The organism is Actinomadura rupiterrae, assembly GCF_024172125.1.
GTDB lineage: Bacteria > Actinomycetota > Actinomycetes > Streptosporangiales > Streptosporangiaceae > Spirillospora > Spirillospora rupiterrae.
On the sequence record NZ_JAMZEA010000001.1, the window covers coordinates 579,288 to 594,912 of the forward strand.

Sequence of the window (15,625 nt, forward strand, 5' to 3'; positions counted from 1 at the left end):
CTCCTAGTTCACCGACGCCAGCAGCGCCCGCACCCGCTGGTCAAGGTGGAGGGTGAACCCGCCGCGCTCCAGCAGCAGCCTCACCAACGCCCAATGCCGCAGACAGCACCCCGCCGACGACGACGCACCCGTCCGGGCATCCAGCAGCGTGATCCACAAGACCCCGGCACGGACGCACCCCTCCTGCAGACACGGATGCGGACAGCTGCTCAACAGGACCGACGCGACGGTCGCCGCGCAGCGCGCCTGCACCGAATCGGTTCGATCGCCGGTCTGCTGTTCTGCATGGCGCAGACCAGCCGGCGCCTCGGCCTCCACCTCCGGCGGCAACCTCCGCACATCCTTGCGCCGATGCTGAGGCTGAGCTCGGCGCCGTGCCTTCCTGCGATGCACATGCCCTCCTACAGGCCGTCCTCGATACGAAGGGTTGGATCAGTCGTCGGCGTTCCAGCGCACGGGGCCGTCGGGGCGGGTCGGCGGCTCGGCGACCGGAGCTCCTGGGGCGGTGGCAGCGAGCACGTCGAGCTTGGCGCGGGCCTGCCGCACCCGCTCCCCCGCCAAGGAGCGCTCCCGCGCCGGCATCCAGGTCGCGTTGCTGCTCGCCCAGCCGCTGTAGACCCTCACCACCGCACGGTTGTAGAGGTCCTCGACCAGCCGGTCATCGTCGCCGTTCACATCGGCCCCCGGATCCGCGCCTCGACCAACGCCTCCTCGGCGAGCGCCTCCCGCAGGCCCTCCACCGACTCCCGAATGATCGACATGTGCAGCCCGCGAAACAGCTCGCGGTCCGACAACGGTGCACACCGACTGGCGACGTTCAGGGTCCCGTTCCGGGAGCTGAAGATCTCCCAATCCGGGTATCGAGCTGTGAGCTCGTCCAGGGTGGACATGCTCGCCACCGCCTTCATCGTGAGCGCGTTCCTGCTGTTAAGCGTTGCGCTGACGGCGTAATCTGGGGAGGCAAAGCACAGGCACAGCAAGCGAACAACCCCCCGTCACCCACTTGTACGGAGCTGTACGAGATCATGGGAAGCAAACACCTGACACCGCGCATGTTCCTTGCTAGGGAGATGCGGCGGGCGCGGGAGGAACGTGATCTCAAAACGGATGATGTGGCGCGTGCGGTGTACGTTTCGGAAGGGTTGGTCCGTTCCTGGGAGAAAGGGCGCCGCCTTCCGCAGCCTGATCACCTCGACGCGATCGAAAAGCTCTACGGACCGGATGCGATCAAGGGAATCCTCACTCGAATCAGGACCGACCTCATCAACGCGGCGGTCCCGCTGGAGTGGATGCGCAAGTGGCGAGACATCGAGAACCGGGCCTCCTCGCTGCTGTCGTTCGAGACCACGGTGATCCCGGGCCTTCTGCAGACCGAGGAGTACGCCAGTGCCGTCTTCCAGTTGGCCACGCACCTCGGAGACACCGACAAGGTGCTGGCCGACCGGCTCGATCGGCAGAAGTTGCTCACCTCAGAAGATGACCCGCCCACGATGGTGGCCGTGATCTCAGAGGCCGTCCTTGTCAGCTGCGTCGGAGGGCCAGAGGTCATGAAGGAGCAGTTGCAGCACCTGGTTCGCATGGCCGATCGAGACAATGTCTTTGTGCACATAGTTCCCTTCAGTTCACCGGTCTGCGCAGGATTCCTCGCCCCCTTCGTAATTGCCACCTTCGAGGCTGGAGAAGTTGCCTATGTCGATGATCAACTGAAGGCCGAAGTCATCGAGGAACCCGAGAACGTGGCCATCCTGCGCAGAATGTTTGAGCAATTCAGAGCTGACGCGCTCCGACAGTCGGACTCTATTGACCTCATTGAGCCTTTTCCATCACGGGGCGAGGGCGGCCTCGCGGTTTTGTAGGACGCTGATGGCCTTGGCGAGGTGGCCGGCGCGGTAGGGGCAGCAGCGGAGCTTGGTGAGGATCTTCCATGACTTGAGCTGGGCGTTTCCGCGTTCACCTGGTCCGCGGAGCTTGGCGTGGGCCCGGTTGGCTTGTTTCTGGGAGGCGGGCTTGTTCCTGCCCTTGTAAGGAACGATGATCGCGGGACCGGCGCCGACGTAGCCCTTGTCGGCCAGGACCGGCAGCCCGCACGCTGCCAGGGCGCGGATGATTCCCCGGTTCCGGGCCGCTTTCAGGTCGTGGATCGAGCCGGGTACCGCACCCGACACCCACACGATCTGCCCGTACGGGCCGGCAATGACCTGCAGGTTCACGCCGTGCTTGTGATGCTTGCCCGAGTAGAAGAGCCGGTCGGCGCGGAGGCGGTCGGTCGCGATGAGAGTGCCGTCCAGGATCAGATGTCCCAGCCCGTCTTTCTTCGCCTTGGCGAGTGTGGTGCCGAGCTTGGGTGAGCGGGCCGACAGCCAAGCCACGACCTCGTTCACATACCTCCACGCGGTCGTCGTCCCGACCCCGAAACCTGCCGCGAGCTGCGCGAACGTATCGCCCTTCTTCAAGTATGCGAGCGTCATCAGCGCCTGCTGCCCCGCGTTCAAAGCCCGGCCCTTGCTCTTCAGCTTCGTCCGCTCCCGCCGGACGAGACCGGTCAGGTAGTTCAGAGTCGAACGCGACAACGGCAGCGAAGCACGATAGAACAGCACGTGAAACCTCTGGTTGCGGGGGGCGGAGGTCAGAGACCACCTCTCCTACCAGGGGTTTCTTCACCTCCACGGCCAGCCACGCCGCCCGCGATCATGCTGTGATCAGCAGCCTTGAAGAGGCTGCTGGAAAAGGTTCATTGAAAGGACTATCGAGGAGCGATGGATAATCTAATTTGGCAGAAGTCGTCCCACAGCGGCGCAAACGGCGGGAATTGCGTCGAACTAGCACGTCTCCGACGCGTCGCCTTCATCCGGGACAGCCAAGACCCGAATAGCGCCCCCTTGATGATCGATCTCGCGCAATTGTCATTCATTATTGCCGACATCAAGCTTGGCCGACAACCTTGCTTGTAGAAATACGGCCATAGCAGCACTGATTCAACACTGACTGACGGGCCCCAGCAGGGAGTTGGGAACTGCCTGCACGCCGCCACTTGCCCCGATACATTCCGGGCCCGGATTGTCAGTCGCCTCTTAAATGGACCTCTTAACTTCGCTGGACAGGGGTTTGCGGCCGATGCCGGCATAGAGCCCTGCCTCGGCAGGCTGGACGGTCAGGGCCCCGCACGGTGGCCGCCATTGTGAGGTGAAGACCAGGCCGGGGCGTACGAGCTCCGTACCATCGAAAAAGCGATTCACCTCGGCTGCGCTACGAGTATGCAGCGAGGCACTCGCTCGCTCGTCGTAGATCCTCTCGACTGCCCGGGCGGTACGCGCACCGGCATCGGCAGTGCCGTGCGAAACGACCAGATAGCTCCCGGGGGCCGCTTCTGCCAAAAGCCGGGCAACGGCCACGTGCGGGTCGTCCTCATCCGGGATGAAGTGGAGGATGGCCAATAGCAGGATCGCCACGGGCTGGGCAAAGTCGATAAGCTCCTGAAGCCGCCAGTGCCGAAGGATCAACTCCGGATCGCGCAGGTCAGCTTTGACGAGGGCGACGTTATCAGTCTCTGCCAACAATGCCCTGGCGTGGACCGAAACGATCGGATCGTTGTCAACGTAGACGATGCGGGCTCGGGGGCAATGCCGTTGAGCAACCTCGTGCACGTTGTTCTGAGTGGGCAACCCGGTGCCGATATCAAGGAACTGGGTAACGCCGCGGGCTGTCAGATATTCGACGGCGCGACAGAGGAACGCACGATTCTCCTGGCATGCAACGATCCCGTGCGGCGCGGCCTTGAGGATCGCCTCCCCCGCCTCGCGGTCCGCAGCGAAGTTGTCCTTCCCTCCAAGGAACCAATCGTAGATCCGGGCGGGACTCGGTCGCGAAACGTCTATCCCTGTTGGCGTCCAGCAATCCCCCGCCGAGTCCGTCCTCCGACTCAAGCCTACTGACGGCAGAGGCGAGGGGGCGGATGAGCTGTGGTCGCCGGAGGCCGTTGGGGCGCGGAGGGTGAAGCCTTGCTGCAGGCAGGGTTCGTTGCGGATGATCTGCTGGGCGAGCCTTTGAAGGGAAGGGCCGAGGAGCGCCTGAGTGCCCATCAGGTCGACCGCCTCGTCATAGAGGGCCAACGCCTCGGCCTTGTGCTCTGTGCGGTAGAGCACGAGCATCAACTGGCTGCGATGCCGCTCGTTGTAGGGGTCCTCGGCCAGCCAGCGCCGAAGCTTGGCAATGAGGTGACCGTGCTCCCCCAGGTCGAGCAGAATGCTGCCCAGTTCCTCGCGTGCCTCGCGTCGCTGTGCAAGTAGTCCTTGGCGGAGGGGCTCCACTGCGGCGGTGGATGGCAGGTCTGCCAGCGGCCGGGCCCCCCACAGGCTCAAAGCACTCTCGAAGAGGCCGGCAGCGGCCCGAAGGTCGGCTGGCCGGGTCCGCTCTGCCCTGGCCGTGAGCTGTTCGAACTGACACAGATCCAGGTAGTCCCCCTGCCCCAGGTGCAGGCGGTACCCGCCCGGTTCGGTCACCAGGAAGTGTGCGGGGACGAGCTTGCGGGCCACGAGGACAGCCTGCTGGAGCGCCTTGCCCGGGTTCTTGAGTCCGCTTGCTCCCCACAGCAGCTCGGTCAACGCGTCAGCTCTCACGGTCTCGCCCGCGTGCAGCGCCAACACTGACACCAGCTGGCGTGACTGCGGCCGCGTGACAGCAATGCATTCGCCGGAGTCCGCCCGGATGTCGAGCCCGCTGCCCAGGATTCGATACTCCATCGCCCTCCCCGGAAGTTGACGACGATCTCGGCAATAGGACAACAACCGAGTCAGGCTCCAGTTACGGCCTCGCAAGCATTGACCGAATGTGGCCATCGGCCCTCACGCCCTACCCGCTGTCCGTTTGGTGACCGGTTGATGACCACCAACTCGTAATCTCGGTCGCATCTTCGACGGAGATCAAGGTCAACTGGTTCCGGTCACGACAACGAGGAGCGCTGGATGACCTTGCCCATTTCCAAGATGACCGCGATCCACCCTCGACTGCGGCGGGTCAACCGCATCCGAGCCGCGAAACGGGATCTGACATGTCCGAAAAGCCTTCCCAGCTGGGGTGTTAGGTCTCTGTTGGGTCAGGATGGTGTGGTACAGGAGACGGCTCATCTATAGCGGAATGAGGGTGCTGGGCAGCCAGAGGAAAGCACAGTCACTGAAGGCGGCACCTTGCTCTGGGAGGATTCGATGGCCTTTCACAAGCAAAGATGGACCTGCACGGCACTCGCCGCAAGCGGGGCACTGACCTTGTCCGCAGCCTGTGCAAGCGCCCATAAGTCCACGGCGGCGCCACTGTCATCGGCAACTCCATCTCCTTCGATCTCGAAGGACCAGCTTCTCGAGAGATGGCTCTCGATTCTTACCGGAAGGTCTGGTCTACCTACGCTGAAGCGGCGAAAACTGCCGACTACCAGACCCCAACGTTGGCTCATTACACCGCAGGTCCGGCGTATCAGCTTCTCATTCAAGCCCTTTATAGGAACCACCAAGCCGGGATTGTGACCCGGGGTGCACCTACGAACCGTCCGACTGTCGTGAGCCTGACGACTACAACTCGGCCCGCCAAGGCAACCCTGCGGGATTGCTCTGACAGCTCGCAATGGAGGCGCTACGACCGTAACGGGAAGCTGATCGACACGACACCACCCAAGCCGCGGCTCATCAAAGCAGAGCTGCAGCTCTTCGATGGCGTCTGGAAAGCCACCCTGCTCGTGGTCAACGGGGAGGGCTCATGTTGACCTCCTTACCAGCCGCCCAGACGGTCTCGCTGACGCTTGGCCTCATCTGCGCTGGACAGGCGACGGCCGAGCCTCCACCACCAGGCGGACCTTACGGGAGCGTGAGGTGCGGCTCGGCTGGTGCACCCTCCTGCGACGTCTCGGTCGGTCGTCCTCCACGGCCGGAGGGCTCTCCAGGGGGCGGCAGCGGTGGGAACGGAGGCTCAGGAGGCGGCGCCATTGGCGGGGGTGGTGGGTGCCCGGATCCGGCGACTATTGCGGGGAATGGGGCGTGTAATCAGCAGGCGGGGGCTGGGGGCGGTGGTGGTGGGGTGGCTGCTCCGCCGGCGCCGGGGGTGTTGGCGCAGGTGGCGCGGGGGCGGTTTGTGTTGCCGAGTCCGGTGATCCGGTCGTCGCCGCGGCAGGACTTGCTCCAGTTGGTGCATTTGCCGACGTGGTTGTGGATTGACCCGTCGGCGTGGCATCCCCGCACCGCGACGGCGGCGGTGCCGGGCGAAAGTGTGACCGCGACTGCAACGCCGACGCAGGTGGCGTGGGTGACCGGGGATGGCGGGTCGGTGACGTGCCACGGCCCCGGCACTCCGTATGGCGGGGGTGGTGATCCGCGGGCGGCCTCGCCTGATTGCGGTCACGTGTATCAGGTGAGTTCGGCGGGGCAGCCGGGTGAGGCGTTCCGGGTGACCGCGACCATCACCTGGGCGATCACTTGGGCGGGCGGTGGGCAGACCGGGACGCTGCCGCCGTTGACGACGAGCGCAGCGGCCGGGTTCCGGGTCGCTGAGTCGCAGGGTCTGACGACTGTTGCGGGAGCGTGAGGGGCGATGGCGGCGACACGAGGGCTGGCGCGCGGGCTGGACGAGGCGGGGCGGGGCGGGCCGGTGCCGCGCCCGCGGGCGCGCCGCAACGGGCCGCTGGTGTTGTTGGGGTTGCTGCTGGTGGTGGGCTGCGGGTTGGCGTTCGCGGTGGCCGCGGCGGGGATGGGTGCGCGGCGGCCGGTGCTGATAGTGGTGCGGTCGCTGCCGGCCGGGGCGGTGGTGCAGGCGACGGATCTGGCGACGGTGCAGGTGGAGGCGTCGGCGGCGGTGCGTTTGGTGCCAGCCGGGCAGCGGTCGGCGGTGGTGGGGCGGGCGCTGGCGGTGCCGGTGCTGGCGCGGTCGTTGCTGACGCCCGAGGCGGTCGGTGCGGTGCGGTTCCCGCCGGTGGGGCAGGCGGTGCTGGCGGTGGCGGTCAAGCCGGGCCGCTTCCCGCCCGATCTGGTGCCGGGCGCGCGGGTGCGGGTGTTCGCGGTGGCGGGCTCCGACCAGCAGCCAGCATCCAAGCCAGCGGGCGGGGCGGAAGGCGGAGCGGCGTTGCCGGTGACGGCCGCGACGGTACTGCGGGTGGATCCGGTCCGCGAGGGCGAGGGTTCGGTGGTGGAGCTGCAACTGCCGGCCGATGACGTCCCGCAGGTGGCGCCGGTGGCGGCGGCCGGGGCGGTGAGTCTGGTGCTGGTGGCGGGGAGTTGACGATGGCGGTGCTGGTGCTGGGGTCGGTGAAGGCCTCGCCGGGGGTGACGACGCTGGCGATGGCGCTGGCGGCGACCTGGCCGGGCCGGCGGGTGGTGCTGGTCGAGGCCGATCCGGCGGGTGGGGATCTGGCCGCGCGCCTGCAGGTGGCGACCGGTCCGGGCCTGGTGGAGTTGGCTGCGGCGGCCCGCCGCGCGGCCCGGCCGGAGCTGGTGTGGCGGCACGGGCAGCGGCTGGATGCGCGGGTGTGGTTGGTGGCGGCGCCGGTGGGGGCCGAGCAGGCGCGGGCGGCGGTCGCGGCGCTGGCCGCCTCACGGCTGGTGGCCGCGTGGGCCGCCGACCCGCAGTTGGTGGTCGTGGTGGATGTGGGGCGGGTGGAGCCGGCGTCGGTGGCGCTGCCGTTGCTGGGCCAGGCGACCGGGACGCTGCTGGTGGCGCGTCCGTGCGTGGCCGAGCTGGCGCACCTGGGACGGCAGTGCACCGCGCTGAGCACCGGCGTGGCCGAGGTCGGGCTGGTGCTGGTGGGCCGGGGCAGATTTTCGGCTGCCGAGATCGCCGCGACGTTGCGGGTTCCGGTGGTCGCCGAGCTGCCGCTGGATCGGCGCGGCGCGGCGGCGCTGCTGGCGGGCGAACCGGCCCCGCAGCGGGCCGGGCGGCTGCGGCTGGGCCGGGCGGCCCGCTCCCTGGCTGAGCGGCTGGCAGCCTCGGCCGGGTTCGCTGCCCCCGACCAGATCGCCCGAGCCGACCGGCCGGACGAGGCGGCCGCGGCTGATGCGGCGGGTGCGGCCGAGCCGCCCAAGGCGTGGTTGGCGTCGCGTCCGCTGGCGCCGCAGGGCCCGGGGCGTGTGGGCTGATGGCGGCGGTGAACGGGACCGAGGCGGCGCTGGTGGAGTGGGTGCGCGGGCAGGTCGCACAGCGGCTGGCGGCCGCCGCGCGGCAGGAGAGCGCGCTGGACGCTCGCGCCCGCATCCAGACCGGGCAGCGGCTGATCGCCGAGGTGTTGGACGGGTATGCCGCGCACGCGCTGCGGGCCGGGCAAGCGCCGCTGGCCGAGGACGCCGAACAGCGCGTCGCCACGGCGGTGTTCAACAGCCTGTTCGCGCTCGGCGGGTTCCAGCCGCTGCTGGAGGATGAGACGATCGAGAACATCAACGCCAACGGCTGTGACAACGTGTGGGTCCGCTACGCCGACGGCACCCGCGCGCAGGTCCCACCGGTGGCGCGATCCGACGCCGACCTGATCGACCTGCTGCGGACCATCGCCGCCCGCACCGGCATCGAGGAACGCCGCTTCGACCGCGGGGTGCCGCGGTTGTCGGTGCAGCTGCCCGACGGGTCGCGGTTGTTCGCGGTGATGGCGGTGTCGGCGCGTCCGGCGGTGGCGATCCGCCGGCACCGCTACCTGACCGTCACGCTGCGGGACCTGCAGTTGCAGGGCAGCCTGGACCGGCGCCTGGCGGCGTTTCTGGCCGCGCTGGTCAGATCCCGCAAGAACGTGCTGATCTGCGGCGGGACCTCCATCGGCAAGACCACGCTGCTGCGCGCGCTGGCCGCCGAGATCTCCCCGGCCGAGCGGCTGGTCACCATCGAGGACGCCTACGAGCTGGCGCTGGACCGCGACATCGACGCCCACCCCGATGTGGTCGCATTGCAGGCCCGCGAGGCCAACGTCGAAGGCGAGGGCGAGATCTCCATGGCCGAGCTGGTGCGGTGGGCGCTGCGGATGTCCCCCGACCGGGTCATCGTCGGGGAGGCGCGCGGCGCCGAGGTCGTGCCGATGCTGAACGCGATGTCCCAAGGCAATGACGGGTCGATGGCGACCGTGCATGCCTCCAGCTCCCGCGGCGCGTTCGCGCGGCTGGCCACCTACGCCGCCCAGGCCGCCGAGCGCCTGCCGATCGAGGCGACCGCGATGCTGGTCGGCGGCGCGGTGCATTTCGTGGTGCATCTGGACGCCGCCCCCGACGGCACGCGGGTGGTGTCGTCGGTGCTGGAGGTCACCGGCGCCGACGGCCGGCACGTCACCGCCAACGAGGTGTTCCGTCCCGGCCCCGACCGTCGCGCCGTGCCCGGCGTGCCGGTCCGCGCCGAGACCCTGCAGGAGCTGGAGGCGGTCGAGCTGGACACCCGCGACTGGTGGACGCCATGACCGCGCTGGCCGCGCTGTTGGGCGTGGGGACCGGACTGGGCCTGCTGCTGATGGTGCTCGGGCTGCGGCGCCGTCCCCTGCCCGTCCGCCGCACCGCCCGCACCGGCCGCTGGCGGGCGATGCGGCGCTCCCCGACGCGGATGGTGGCGGTGGGTTGCGCGGCGGTCCTGGTCGGTGCCCTGACCCGCTGGCCGGTCGGCGCCGCACTGGCCGCGCTGGCGGGCTGGTGGCTGCCTGAGCTGCTCGGCCCCGACCGCGCGCACACCACCGCCGTCGCCCGGATCGAGGCGATCGCGTCCTGGACCGAATCGCTGCGCGACACCCTGGCCTCGGCCGCCGGACTGGAACAGACCATCATCGCCACCGCCGCCGTCGCGCCCGCCCCGATCGCCGTCCCGGTGACCGACCTGGCCGCCGCGCTGCAGACCGGGCAGCGGCTGCCGACAGCTTTGGCCGCCTTCGCCGCCCAGATGGACGATGCCACCGCCGACCTGGTGGTGACCGCCCTGTCGCTGGCGGTGCAGGCTGAGACCGGCGAACTGGCGCCGCTTTTGGGGCGGCTGGCCGCCGCCACCCGCGACCAGGCGCAGATGCGGCTACGGGTAGCCGCCGGACGCGCCCGGATGCGCTCCTCGGTCCGCATCATCATCGGCGCGACCCTCGCCATGACCCTGGGCCTTGTGGCCTGGAGCCGCGCCTACCTGGCCCCCTACGACACGCCACTGGGGCAGCTGATGCTCGCCGCCATCGGCGGCTGCTTCGCCGCCGCGTTCACCTGGCTGCATCGCATGAGCCAGATGGACGCCCCGCCGCGGCTGCTGCCCGGACCGGAGCAGCCATGACGATCGCACTGGTGTTGGGGATGGGCTGCGGGCTGGGCCTGCTGCTGATGCTGCGGGGACTGCGTCCGCCCCGTCCCCCGCTGGCGGCGCGCCTGGCCCAGCTCACTCCCACCACCCCGCCTCCTCCCCCACCGCTGGGCGATCCGGGCGGCTGGACGGCCCGGCTCGGCGCCCCGCTGGTCCCGGCCCTGGCCGGGCTCGGACTGCCGACCCGCACGGCGCACGCCGACCTGGCGATCCTGCAGCGCAGCCCCGAACGGCTGCTGGCCGAAAAAGCGGCCAGCCTGCTGATCGGCGTACTGCTGCCGCCCGCGCTGTGGTTCCTGCTCAGCCTGGAAGGCGTGACGGTGGCCTGGCCGGTGCCGCTGTGGGCGTCGCTGGCGGTCGGCGCCGCCGGGTTCTTCGTCCCCGACCTGGCCCTGCGCAGCCAGGCCACCCAGCGCCGCGCCGCCTTCCGTCAGGCACTGGCGGCGTTCCTGGACCTGGTGGTGATCGGCCTGGCCGGCGGCGCAGGAGTAGAAGCCGCCCTCACCCACGCCGCCGCAGCCGGCACCGGCACCGCCTTCGCCGAGATCCGGCACGCCCTGCACGCCGCCGAACTCACCCGCCAGCCCCCGTGGACCGGGCTGGGCGCGCTCGGCCGCCAGCTGGGCGTGGCCGAACTGGTGGAGCTGGCCGCCACCGTCACCCTGGCCGGGACCGAGGGCGCCAAGGTCCGCGCCTCGCTGTCGGCCAAGGCCACCTCGCTGCGCGCCCACCAACTCGCCGACGCCGAGGCCGCCGCCCAGGCCGCCACCGAACGGCTGTCGCTGCCGGTGGTGCTGCTGTTCGCCGGGTTCCTGCTGCTGCTGGGGTTCCCGGCCGTCGCCCATGTCCTGACCGCGTTCTGAACACAAGGAGTCCGCATGACCGAATGGAAGTACCTCACCGCCATCGCCGCGCTGGTCCGCGACCGGTGGCAGCAGCTCAAGCAGCAGCGCGACGCCGGGTATGTCACCGAGACCGTGGTGGTCACCGCGCTGCTGGTCGCCCTGGCCATCGCCGCGGTCGCCCTCATCGCCGGCAAAGTCCGCGCCAAGGCCGGCGGGATCAGCCTCGGATGACCCCGCCACCGACGCGCCCGCACATCGCTCGACAGCGCTTACGCAGCATCCCAGGGCGCAAGGACGGCGCTGCGCGGCGCGAGCACGGCGCCCGGCCAAATCCCCGACGCGATCGCGGCGCGGCCACCGCCGAGACCGTGGTGGCGATGCCGCTGCTGCTGGTGCTGATCCTGCTGGTGGTGCAGTTCGCGGTCTGGGCGCACGCGGTGCACCTCGCCCAGGCCACCGCCGCCGAAGCGCTGTCGGCCGCCCGCGTGGACGGCGCCACCGCCGCCGACGGCCGCGCCCGCGCCGAGGCGGTCCGCGCCCAGATCGGCCCGCACGCGCTCGGCGATGCGTCCATCACCATCACCCGCACCGCCGACACCGTCACCGTCCAGATCCACGGGACCGCCCCACGGGTGCTGCCCGCCCCGTTCCTGCACCTGCCGGTCCGCGCCCGCGCGGCCGGGCCGGTCGAACGCTTCCACCCGCACCCACCGCCATGACCACCCCACGCCCCCGGTGCCGCGGCTCGGCCAGCGCCGAACTGGTCCTGCTCACCCCACTGCTGATGCTGCTGGTGCTGCTGGCGGTGGCCGCCGGACGGCTGGTGTCGGCGCAGCAGAAAGTCACCGACGCCGCCCACCAGGCCGCCCGCGCCGCCTCCAGCCAACCCGGCCCCGCGACCGCCGACCAGGCCGCCGCGACCACCGCCCGCGCCGCGATCGACCGCGCCGCCGTCAGCTGCCGGCACCTGGACACCACCGCCGACACCGCCCAGTTCCGCCCCGGCGGCCACATCACCGTGCACGTGACCTGCACGGTGACGCTGGCGCAACTCGCGCTGCTGCACCTGCCCGGCACCCGGACGGTCTCGGCCACCTTCACCGCCCCGATCGACCAGTGGCGCAGCGAGGTGCAGCCATGACCCCTCCCCGCAGCCGCCGGGACGCCGGCAGCATCACCGCCTTCGCCATGGTGATGACCGCCGCGCTGGTGATGTGCATCGGGCTGGTACTGGACGGCGGCCTGGTCCTGGCCGCCCGCATCCGCGCCCTCGGCCAAGCCCAAGAAGCCGCCCGCGCCGGCGCCCAGGCCATCGACCTGACCGCCTACCGGCAACGCGGCATCGTCATCCTGGACCCGGCCCGCGCCGCCGATGCCGCCCGCGCCTACCTGACCGCGGCCGGACTCGGCGATGGCCAGGTCCAAGCCACCGGGCACGAGGTCACCGTCACCCTCACCCGCACCCAGCACCTGCAGATCCTCCGCATCGTCGGCCTCGGATCGATCACCGTGCACGCCACCGGCCGGGCCCGCCCCGCCCACGGCATCACCCGGGAACTGCGGTGACCAGCCTGGGGCGCCTCGCCCGCACCCTCACCGCCGCCCTCACCACGCTGGCCGCACTCGCCGCCCCGCCCGCCGCTCTGGCCGCCTTCGTCGGCTGGCCGCTGCCGCACTCGCTCCCGACCGCGGCCACGGCCCGGGACGCGCTGACCGGGCCACTGAGCGACCGGTTCCTCATCGACGCCCTGGCCTGCCTGGCCTGGCTGCTGTGGAGCCTGTTCACCTTGGCGCTGGTCACCGAACTGGTCGCGCTGCTGCGCGGCCGGACCGCCCCCCGCCTGCCCGGTTTGGGGCCCCTGCAGGCCCTGGCCGCGACGCTGCTGGGCGCCGCCACGCTCGCACTGCTCCCAGCGGTGTCCCGGACCCTTCCCGCTCCCCCGGCCGCCGCGGTCGCCGCCGACGGCTACCGGCCCCTAGCCGCCCACACCCCCACCGCCCCAGTTACGGCACGCCCGCACGCCACGCACGCCAACCCCGCAGCCACCAGCCCTGCAGCCACCAGCCCCGCACCCACCGGCGCCGCACCCACCTGCCAGACCCACCGCGTGCACCACGGCGACACCCTGTGGAGCATCGCCCACCAGCACCTGGACGACGGCGAACGCTGGCGCGACATCTTCCACCTCAACCACGGCCGCCCCCAACCCGACGGCCGCGCCCTCACCGACCCCGACCTGATCCGCCCCGGCTGGGTCCTCCTCCTGCCCGCCCCCTCCCCGACCCCCGACCGCCCCGCCCCTCCACCCTCGTCGAAGCCGCCGCCGTCTCCCGCCCCGACCTCGTCACCCCGCCCGTCGTCGCCTTCCGCGTCGAGCCCGTCCGCTTCGGGGCGCTCCGCCTCACCGCCCAGCACACCACCGCCGTCGGCTCCGAGCCACCCCGCCAACCAGGCGCCGCCACACCCGCCGCACCACAGCGGCACCGGCCAGGGCTCCACTCAGTCCTCCGGCACTGCCGAACCGTCCGAGATCCCTGAGCCGTCCAGCGACGGCTCCTCGCCTGCGCGGCGTGCACCGGTCGCGATCTCCCTCCCCTCCGGCACCCTGATCGGGATCGGGCTGGTCACCGCCCTCGCCCTCGCGATCGCCCTCATGCGGCTCCACCGCCGTCGCCATCGCCGCCCCTCTCCACGCCCCGGCACCCAACCACCCGAACCCGAGCTACCGCCCCCGCTGCGCCGCGTCCGCCACACCTACCTCCACCACACCGACCCCACCGCCGACCAACCCACCCCCGACGAACCGGACGGCGCCCCGGACGTGCGCGTTGCTCCCCGTTTCCGCGCCCTGCCGGCAAGCGACACACCATCCGGAGAGTCCGAGTCCGGACCCCGCCCCGAGGCGATCAACATCGCTGCCGACGACGACCGCGAACTCCCCGTCCTGCTGGACGCCGCCGACGGCGTCGGCCTGGTCGGGGACGGCGCCGCGGCCACCGCCCGCGCGCTCATCGTCACCCTGCTGGCCGACCGCACCCACCACGAGTCCCGCGTGGTCCTGCCGCGCCCCGACGCCGACCAGCTGTTCGGTCCCGGCCTCGTCACCCTCCAGATCCCCGGGCTCATCATCACCGACCACATCGCAACCGCGCTCGACCACCTCGAAACCGAACTCCTGCACCGCACCCGCCTCCTGGACACCGCCGACTCCGACAACACCCCAGACCTGGCCGCCTACCGGCACGACCACCCCGACGAGCCGCTCGGCACCGTCCTGCTGGTCACCACCCCTGACCCCGGCCACGCCGAACGCGCCGCCTCGATCCTGGCCGCCGGCCGCCCCCTGGCCATCACCGGCATCCTGCTCGGCCGCTGGCCCCACGGCGGCACCTGCACCATCGACCCCACCGGCCCGGTCATCGCCGCCGACGGCCCCGCCGTCCACCACCTCATCGGCGCGCACGCCTACCAACTCACCACCACCGAAGCCCGCGACATACTCACCACCCTCGCCGCCGCCCACGGCCACCCCGAACCAAACACCCACACCGCCCAACCACCCGCCGACCGACCCGCTGCTGACCGACCCGCTGCTGACCAGCCCGTCGCTGACCAGCCCGACCCCACGCCCAACGGCTACGCCCCCAGCCGCCCATCAGAACCAGCACCCCAGGCACCGGTCCAACTGTCCTTACTCGGCCCGCTCACCCTCACCGCAGCCGGCCACCTCGTCACCAAAGGCCTGCGCCGCAAAAGCCTGGAACTACTCACCTACCTCGCACTGCACCCCGACGGCGCCACCACCGACACCCTCACCGACGCCCTATGGCCCGACGCCCCGACCGACAACGCCGCCAACAGCCTCTACACCGTCACCGCCAACCTCCGCACCACCCTCCGCACCGCCACCGGCCGCCCCGAAGCCCGCTTCCTGGAACGCAACGGCAACCGCTACGTCCTGGACTTCACCCTCATCGACACCGACTACCGCCGCTTCCGCGCCGCCCTGCACACCGCCCACACCACCGCCGACCCCCGCGACCAACGCGCCGCCTACCACCGCGCCATCACCGAAATCCGCGGCACCACCGACACCTGGCCCGCCGCCGAATGGCTCGAACGCTGGCGCGAAACCCTCCGCCGCGACATCACCGACACCCTCGCCCGCCTCGCCGACCTCCACCGCCCCGACGACCCCGAACACGCCCTCACCCTCCTCCAGCAAGCCCTCCACCACGACCCCTACGCCGAAGAGCTCTACCGCCGCACCATGCAACTGCAAGCCGACCTCGGCCACCCCGACGCCGCCCTCCACACCTACCGCACCCTCGAAACCCACCTCCTCGACCTCGACACCGAACCCGACAACACCACCCACGCCCTCCTGACGAACATTCGCGCCACCGCCCGCACCCCTCACGCCCGCCAACCGAACAGCGGCGCCCAACAGCCCAACGGGCAGCGCTCCTCCTGACCGGGAGCCCCGCAATCAGCACGCCGTGGA

17 protein-coding genes are annotated in these 15,625 nt (G+C 70.7%); 12 read left to right on the top strand and 5 right to left on the bottom strand.

Features of this window, described 5'->3' with window-relative positions:
* Positions 1–3 precede the first annotated feature (3 nt).
* From FHU30_RS02665 to FHU30_RS02675, 3 genes are all read right to left on the bottom strand, one after another.
* Entirely contained in the window at positions 4–330 is a 327-nt protein-coding gene (locus FHU30_RS02665) for a hypothetical protein (RefSeq protein ID WP_253871017.1), read from the bottom strand.
* 102 nt (positions 331–432) lie between these two features.
* The gene (locus FHU30_RS02670; RefSeq protein WP_253871019.1) at positions 433–675 is read right to left on the bottom strand and encodes a hypothetical protein; all 243 of its coding nucleotides are present in this window, start codon (positions 673–675) and stop codon (positions 433–435) included.
* The gene (locus FHU30_RS02675; protein ID WP_253871021.1) at positions 672–899 is read right to left on the bottom strand and encodes a hypothetical protein; all 228 of its coding nucleotides are present in this window, start codon (positions 897–899) and stop codon (positions 672–674) included. Before FHU30_RS02675 ends, FHU30_RS02670 begins: the two co-directional genes overlap by 4 nt.
* Before the next feature lie 126 nt (positions 900–1,025).
* Between FHU30_RS02675 and FHU30_RS02680 the strand changes: the two genes are divergently transcribed.
* Complete coding sequence (locus tag FHU30_RS02680) at positions 1,026–1,856, top strand: helix-turn-helix domain-containing protein (RefSeq protein ID WP_253871023.1); 831 nt, start codon at positions 1,026–1,028, stop codon at positions 1,854–1,856.
* On the opposite strand, the gene FHU30_RS02685 is transcribed toward FHU30_RS02680, so the two are convergent.
* Complete coding sequence (locus FHU30_RS02685) at positions 1,824–2,597, bottom strand: transposase family protein (protein WP_253871025.1); 774 nt, start codon at positions 2,595–2,597, stop codon at positions 1,824–1,826. The genes FHU30_RS02680 and FHU30_RS02685 overlap by 33 nt on opposite strands.
* A 159-nt stretch (positions 2,598–2,756) precedes the next feature.
* On the opposite strand from FHU30_RS02685, the gene FHU30_RS02690 reads away from it, so the two are divergent.
* Positions 2,757–2,951 carry a DUF397 domain-containing protein gene (locus tag FHU30_RS02690; protein WP_253871027.1) on the top strand — a complete coding sequence of 65 codons (195 nt, stop codon included), beginning with the start codon at positions 2,757–2,759 and terminating at the stop codon, positions 2,949–2,951.
* 120 nt (positions 2,952–3,071) lie between these two features.
* Here the strand turns inward: FHU30_RS02690 and FHU30_RS02695 are convergent, their stop codons facing one another.
* A complete protein-coding gene (locus FHU30_RS02695; protein WP_253871029.1) occupies positions 3,072–4,739 on the bottom strand; it encodes an SAM-dependent methyltransferase in 1,668 nt (555 codons plus the stop codon).
* Between the two features lie 1,834 nt (positions 4,740–6,573).
* Here FHU30_RS02695 and FHU30_RS02700 point away from each other — a divergent pair.
* The 10 genes from FHU30_RS02700 (at position 6,574) to FHU30_RS02745 (ending at position 15,595) form a co-directional block, all read left to right on the top strand.
* Entirely contained in the window at positions 6,574–7,257 is a 684-nt protein-coding gene (locus FHU30_RS02700; RefSeq protein ID WP_253871031.1) for a hypothetical protein, read from the top strand.
* A gap of 2 nt (positions 7,258–7,259) precedes the next feature.
* Positions 7,260–8,111, top strand: a complete 852-nt coding sequence (locus FHU30_RS02705) for a CpaE/TadZ family protein (RefSeq protein WP_253871034.1) — start codon at positions 7,260–7,262, stop codon at positions 8,109–8,111.
* A gap of 8 nt (positions 8,112–8,119) precedes the next feature.
* Positions 8,120–9,406, top strand: coding sequence for a TadA family conjugal transfer-associated ATPase (locus tag FHU30_RS02710; RefSeq protein WP_253871036.1), 1,287 nt, complete (start codon positions 8,120–8,122; stop codon positions 9,404–9,406).
* A complete protein-coding gene (locus tag FHU30_RS02715) occupies positions 9,403–10,248 on the top strand; it encodes a type II secretion system F family protein (protein WP_253871038.1) in 846 nt (281 codons plus the stop codon). The genes FHU30_RS02710 and FHU30_RS02715 overlap by 4 nt, the downstream gene beginning before the upstream one ends.
* On the top strand, positions 10,245–11,138 hold the full coding sequence (locus FHU30_RS02720) for a type II secretion system F family protein (protein WP_253871040.1): 894 nt from the start codon (positions 10,245–10,247) through the stop codon (positions 11,136–11,138). The genes FHU30_RS02715 and FHU30_RS02720 overlap by 4 nt, the downstream gene beginning before the upstream one ends.
* Positions 11,139–11,153: 15 nt before the next feature.
* Positions 11,154–11,351 (top strand): hypothetical protein, encoded by a 198-nt coding sequence (locus tag FHU30_RS02725; protein ID WP_253871042.1) that lies wholly within the window; start codon positions 11,154–11,156, stop codon positions 11,349–11,351.
* Between the two features lie 146 nt (positions 11,352–11,497).
* Positions 11,498–11,839 carry a pilus assembly protein gene (locus FHU30_RS02730; RefSeq protein ID WP_253871044.1) on the top strand — a complete coding sequence of 114 codons (342 nt, stop codon included), beginning with the start codon at positions 11,498–11,500 and terminating at the stop codon, positions 11,837–11,839.
* Positions 11,836–12,261 carry a TadE/TadG family type IV pilus assembly protein gene (locus FHU30_RS02735; RefSeq protein WP_253871046.1) on the top strand — a complete coding sequence of 142 codons (426 nt, stop codon included), beginning with the start codon at positions 11,836–11,838 and terminating at the stop codon, positions 12,259–12,261. Before FHU30_RS02730 ends, FHU30_RS02735 begins: the two co-directional genes overlap by 4 nt.
* A complete protein-coding gene (locus FHU30_RS02740) occupies positions 12,258–12,686 on the top strand; it encodes a pilus assembly protein TadG-related protein (RefSeq protein WP_253871048.1) in 429 nt (142 codons plus the stop codon). Before FHU30_RS02735 ends, FHU30_RS02740 begins: the two co-directional genes overlap by 4 nt.
* Complete coding sequence (locus FHU30_RS02745) at positions 12,683–15,595, top strand: AfsR/SARP family transcriptional regulator (RefSeq protein ID WP_253871050.1); 2,913 nt, start codon at positions 12,683–12,685, stop codon at positions 15,593–15,595. Before FHU30_RS02740 ends, FHU30_RS02745 begins: the two co-directional genes overlap by 4 nt.
* The last annotated feature ends 30 nt before the right edge of the window (positions 15,596–15,625 follow it).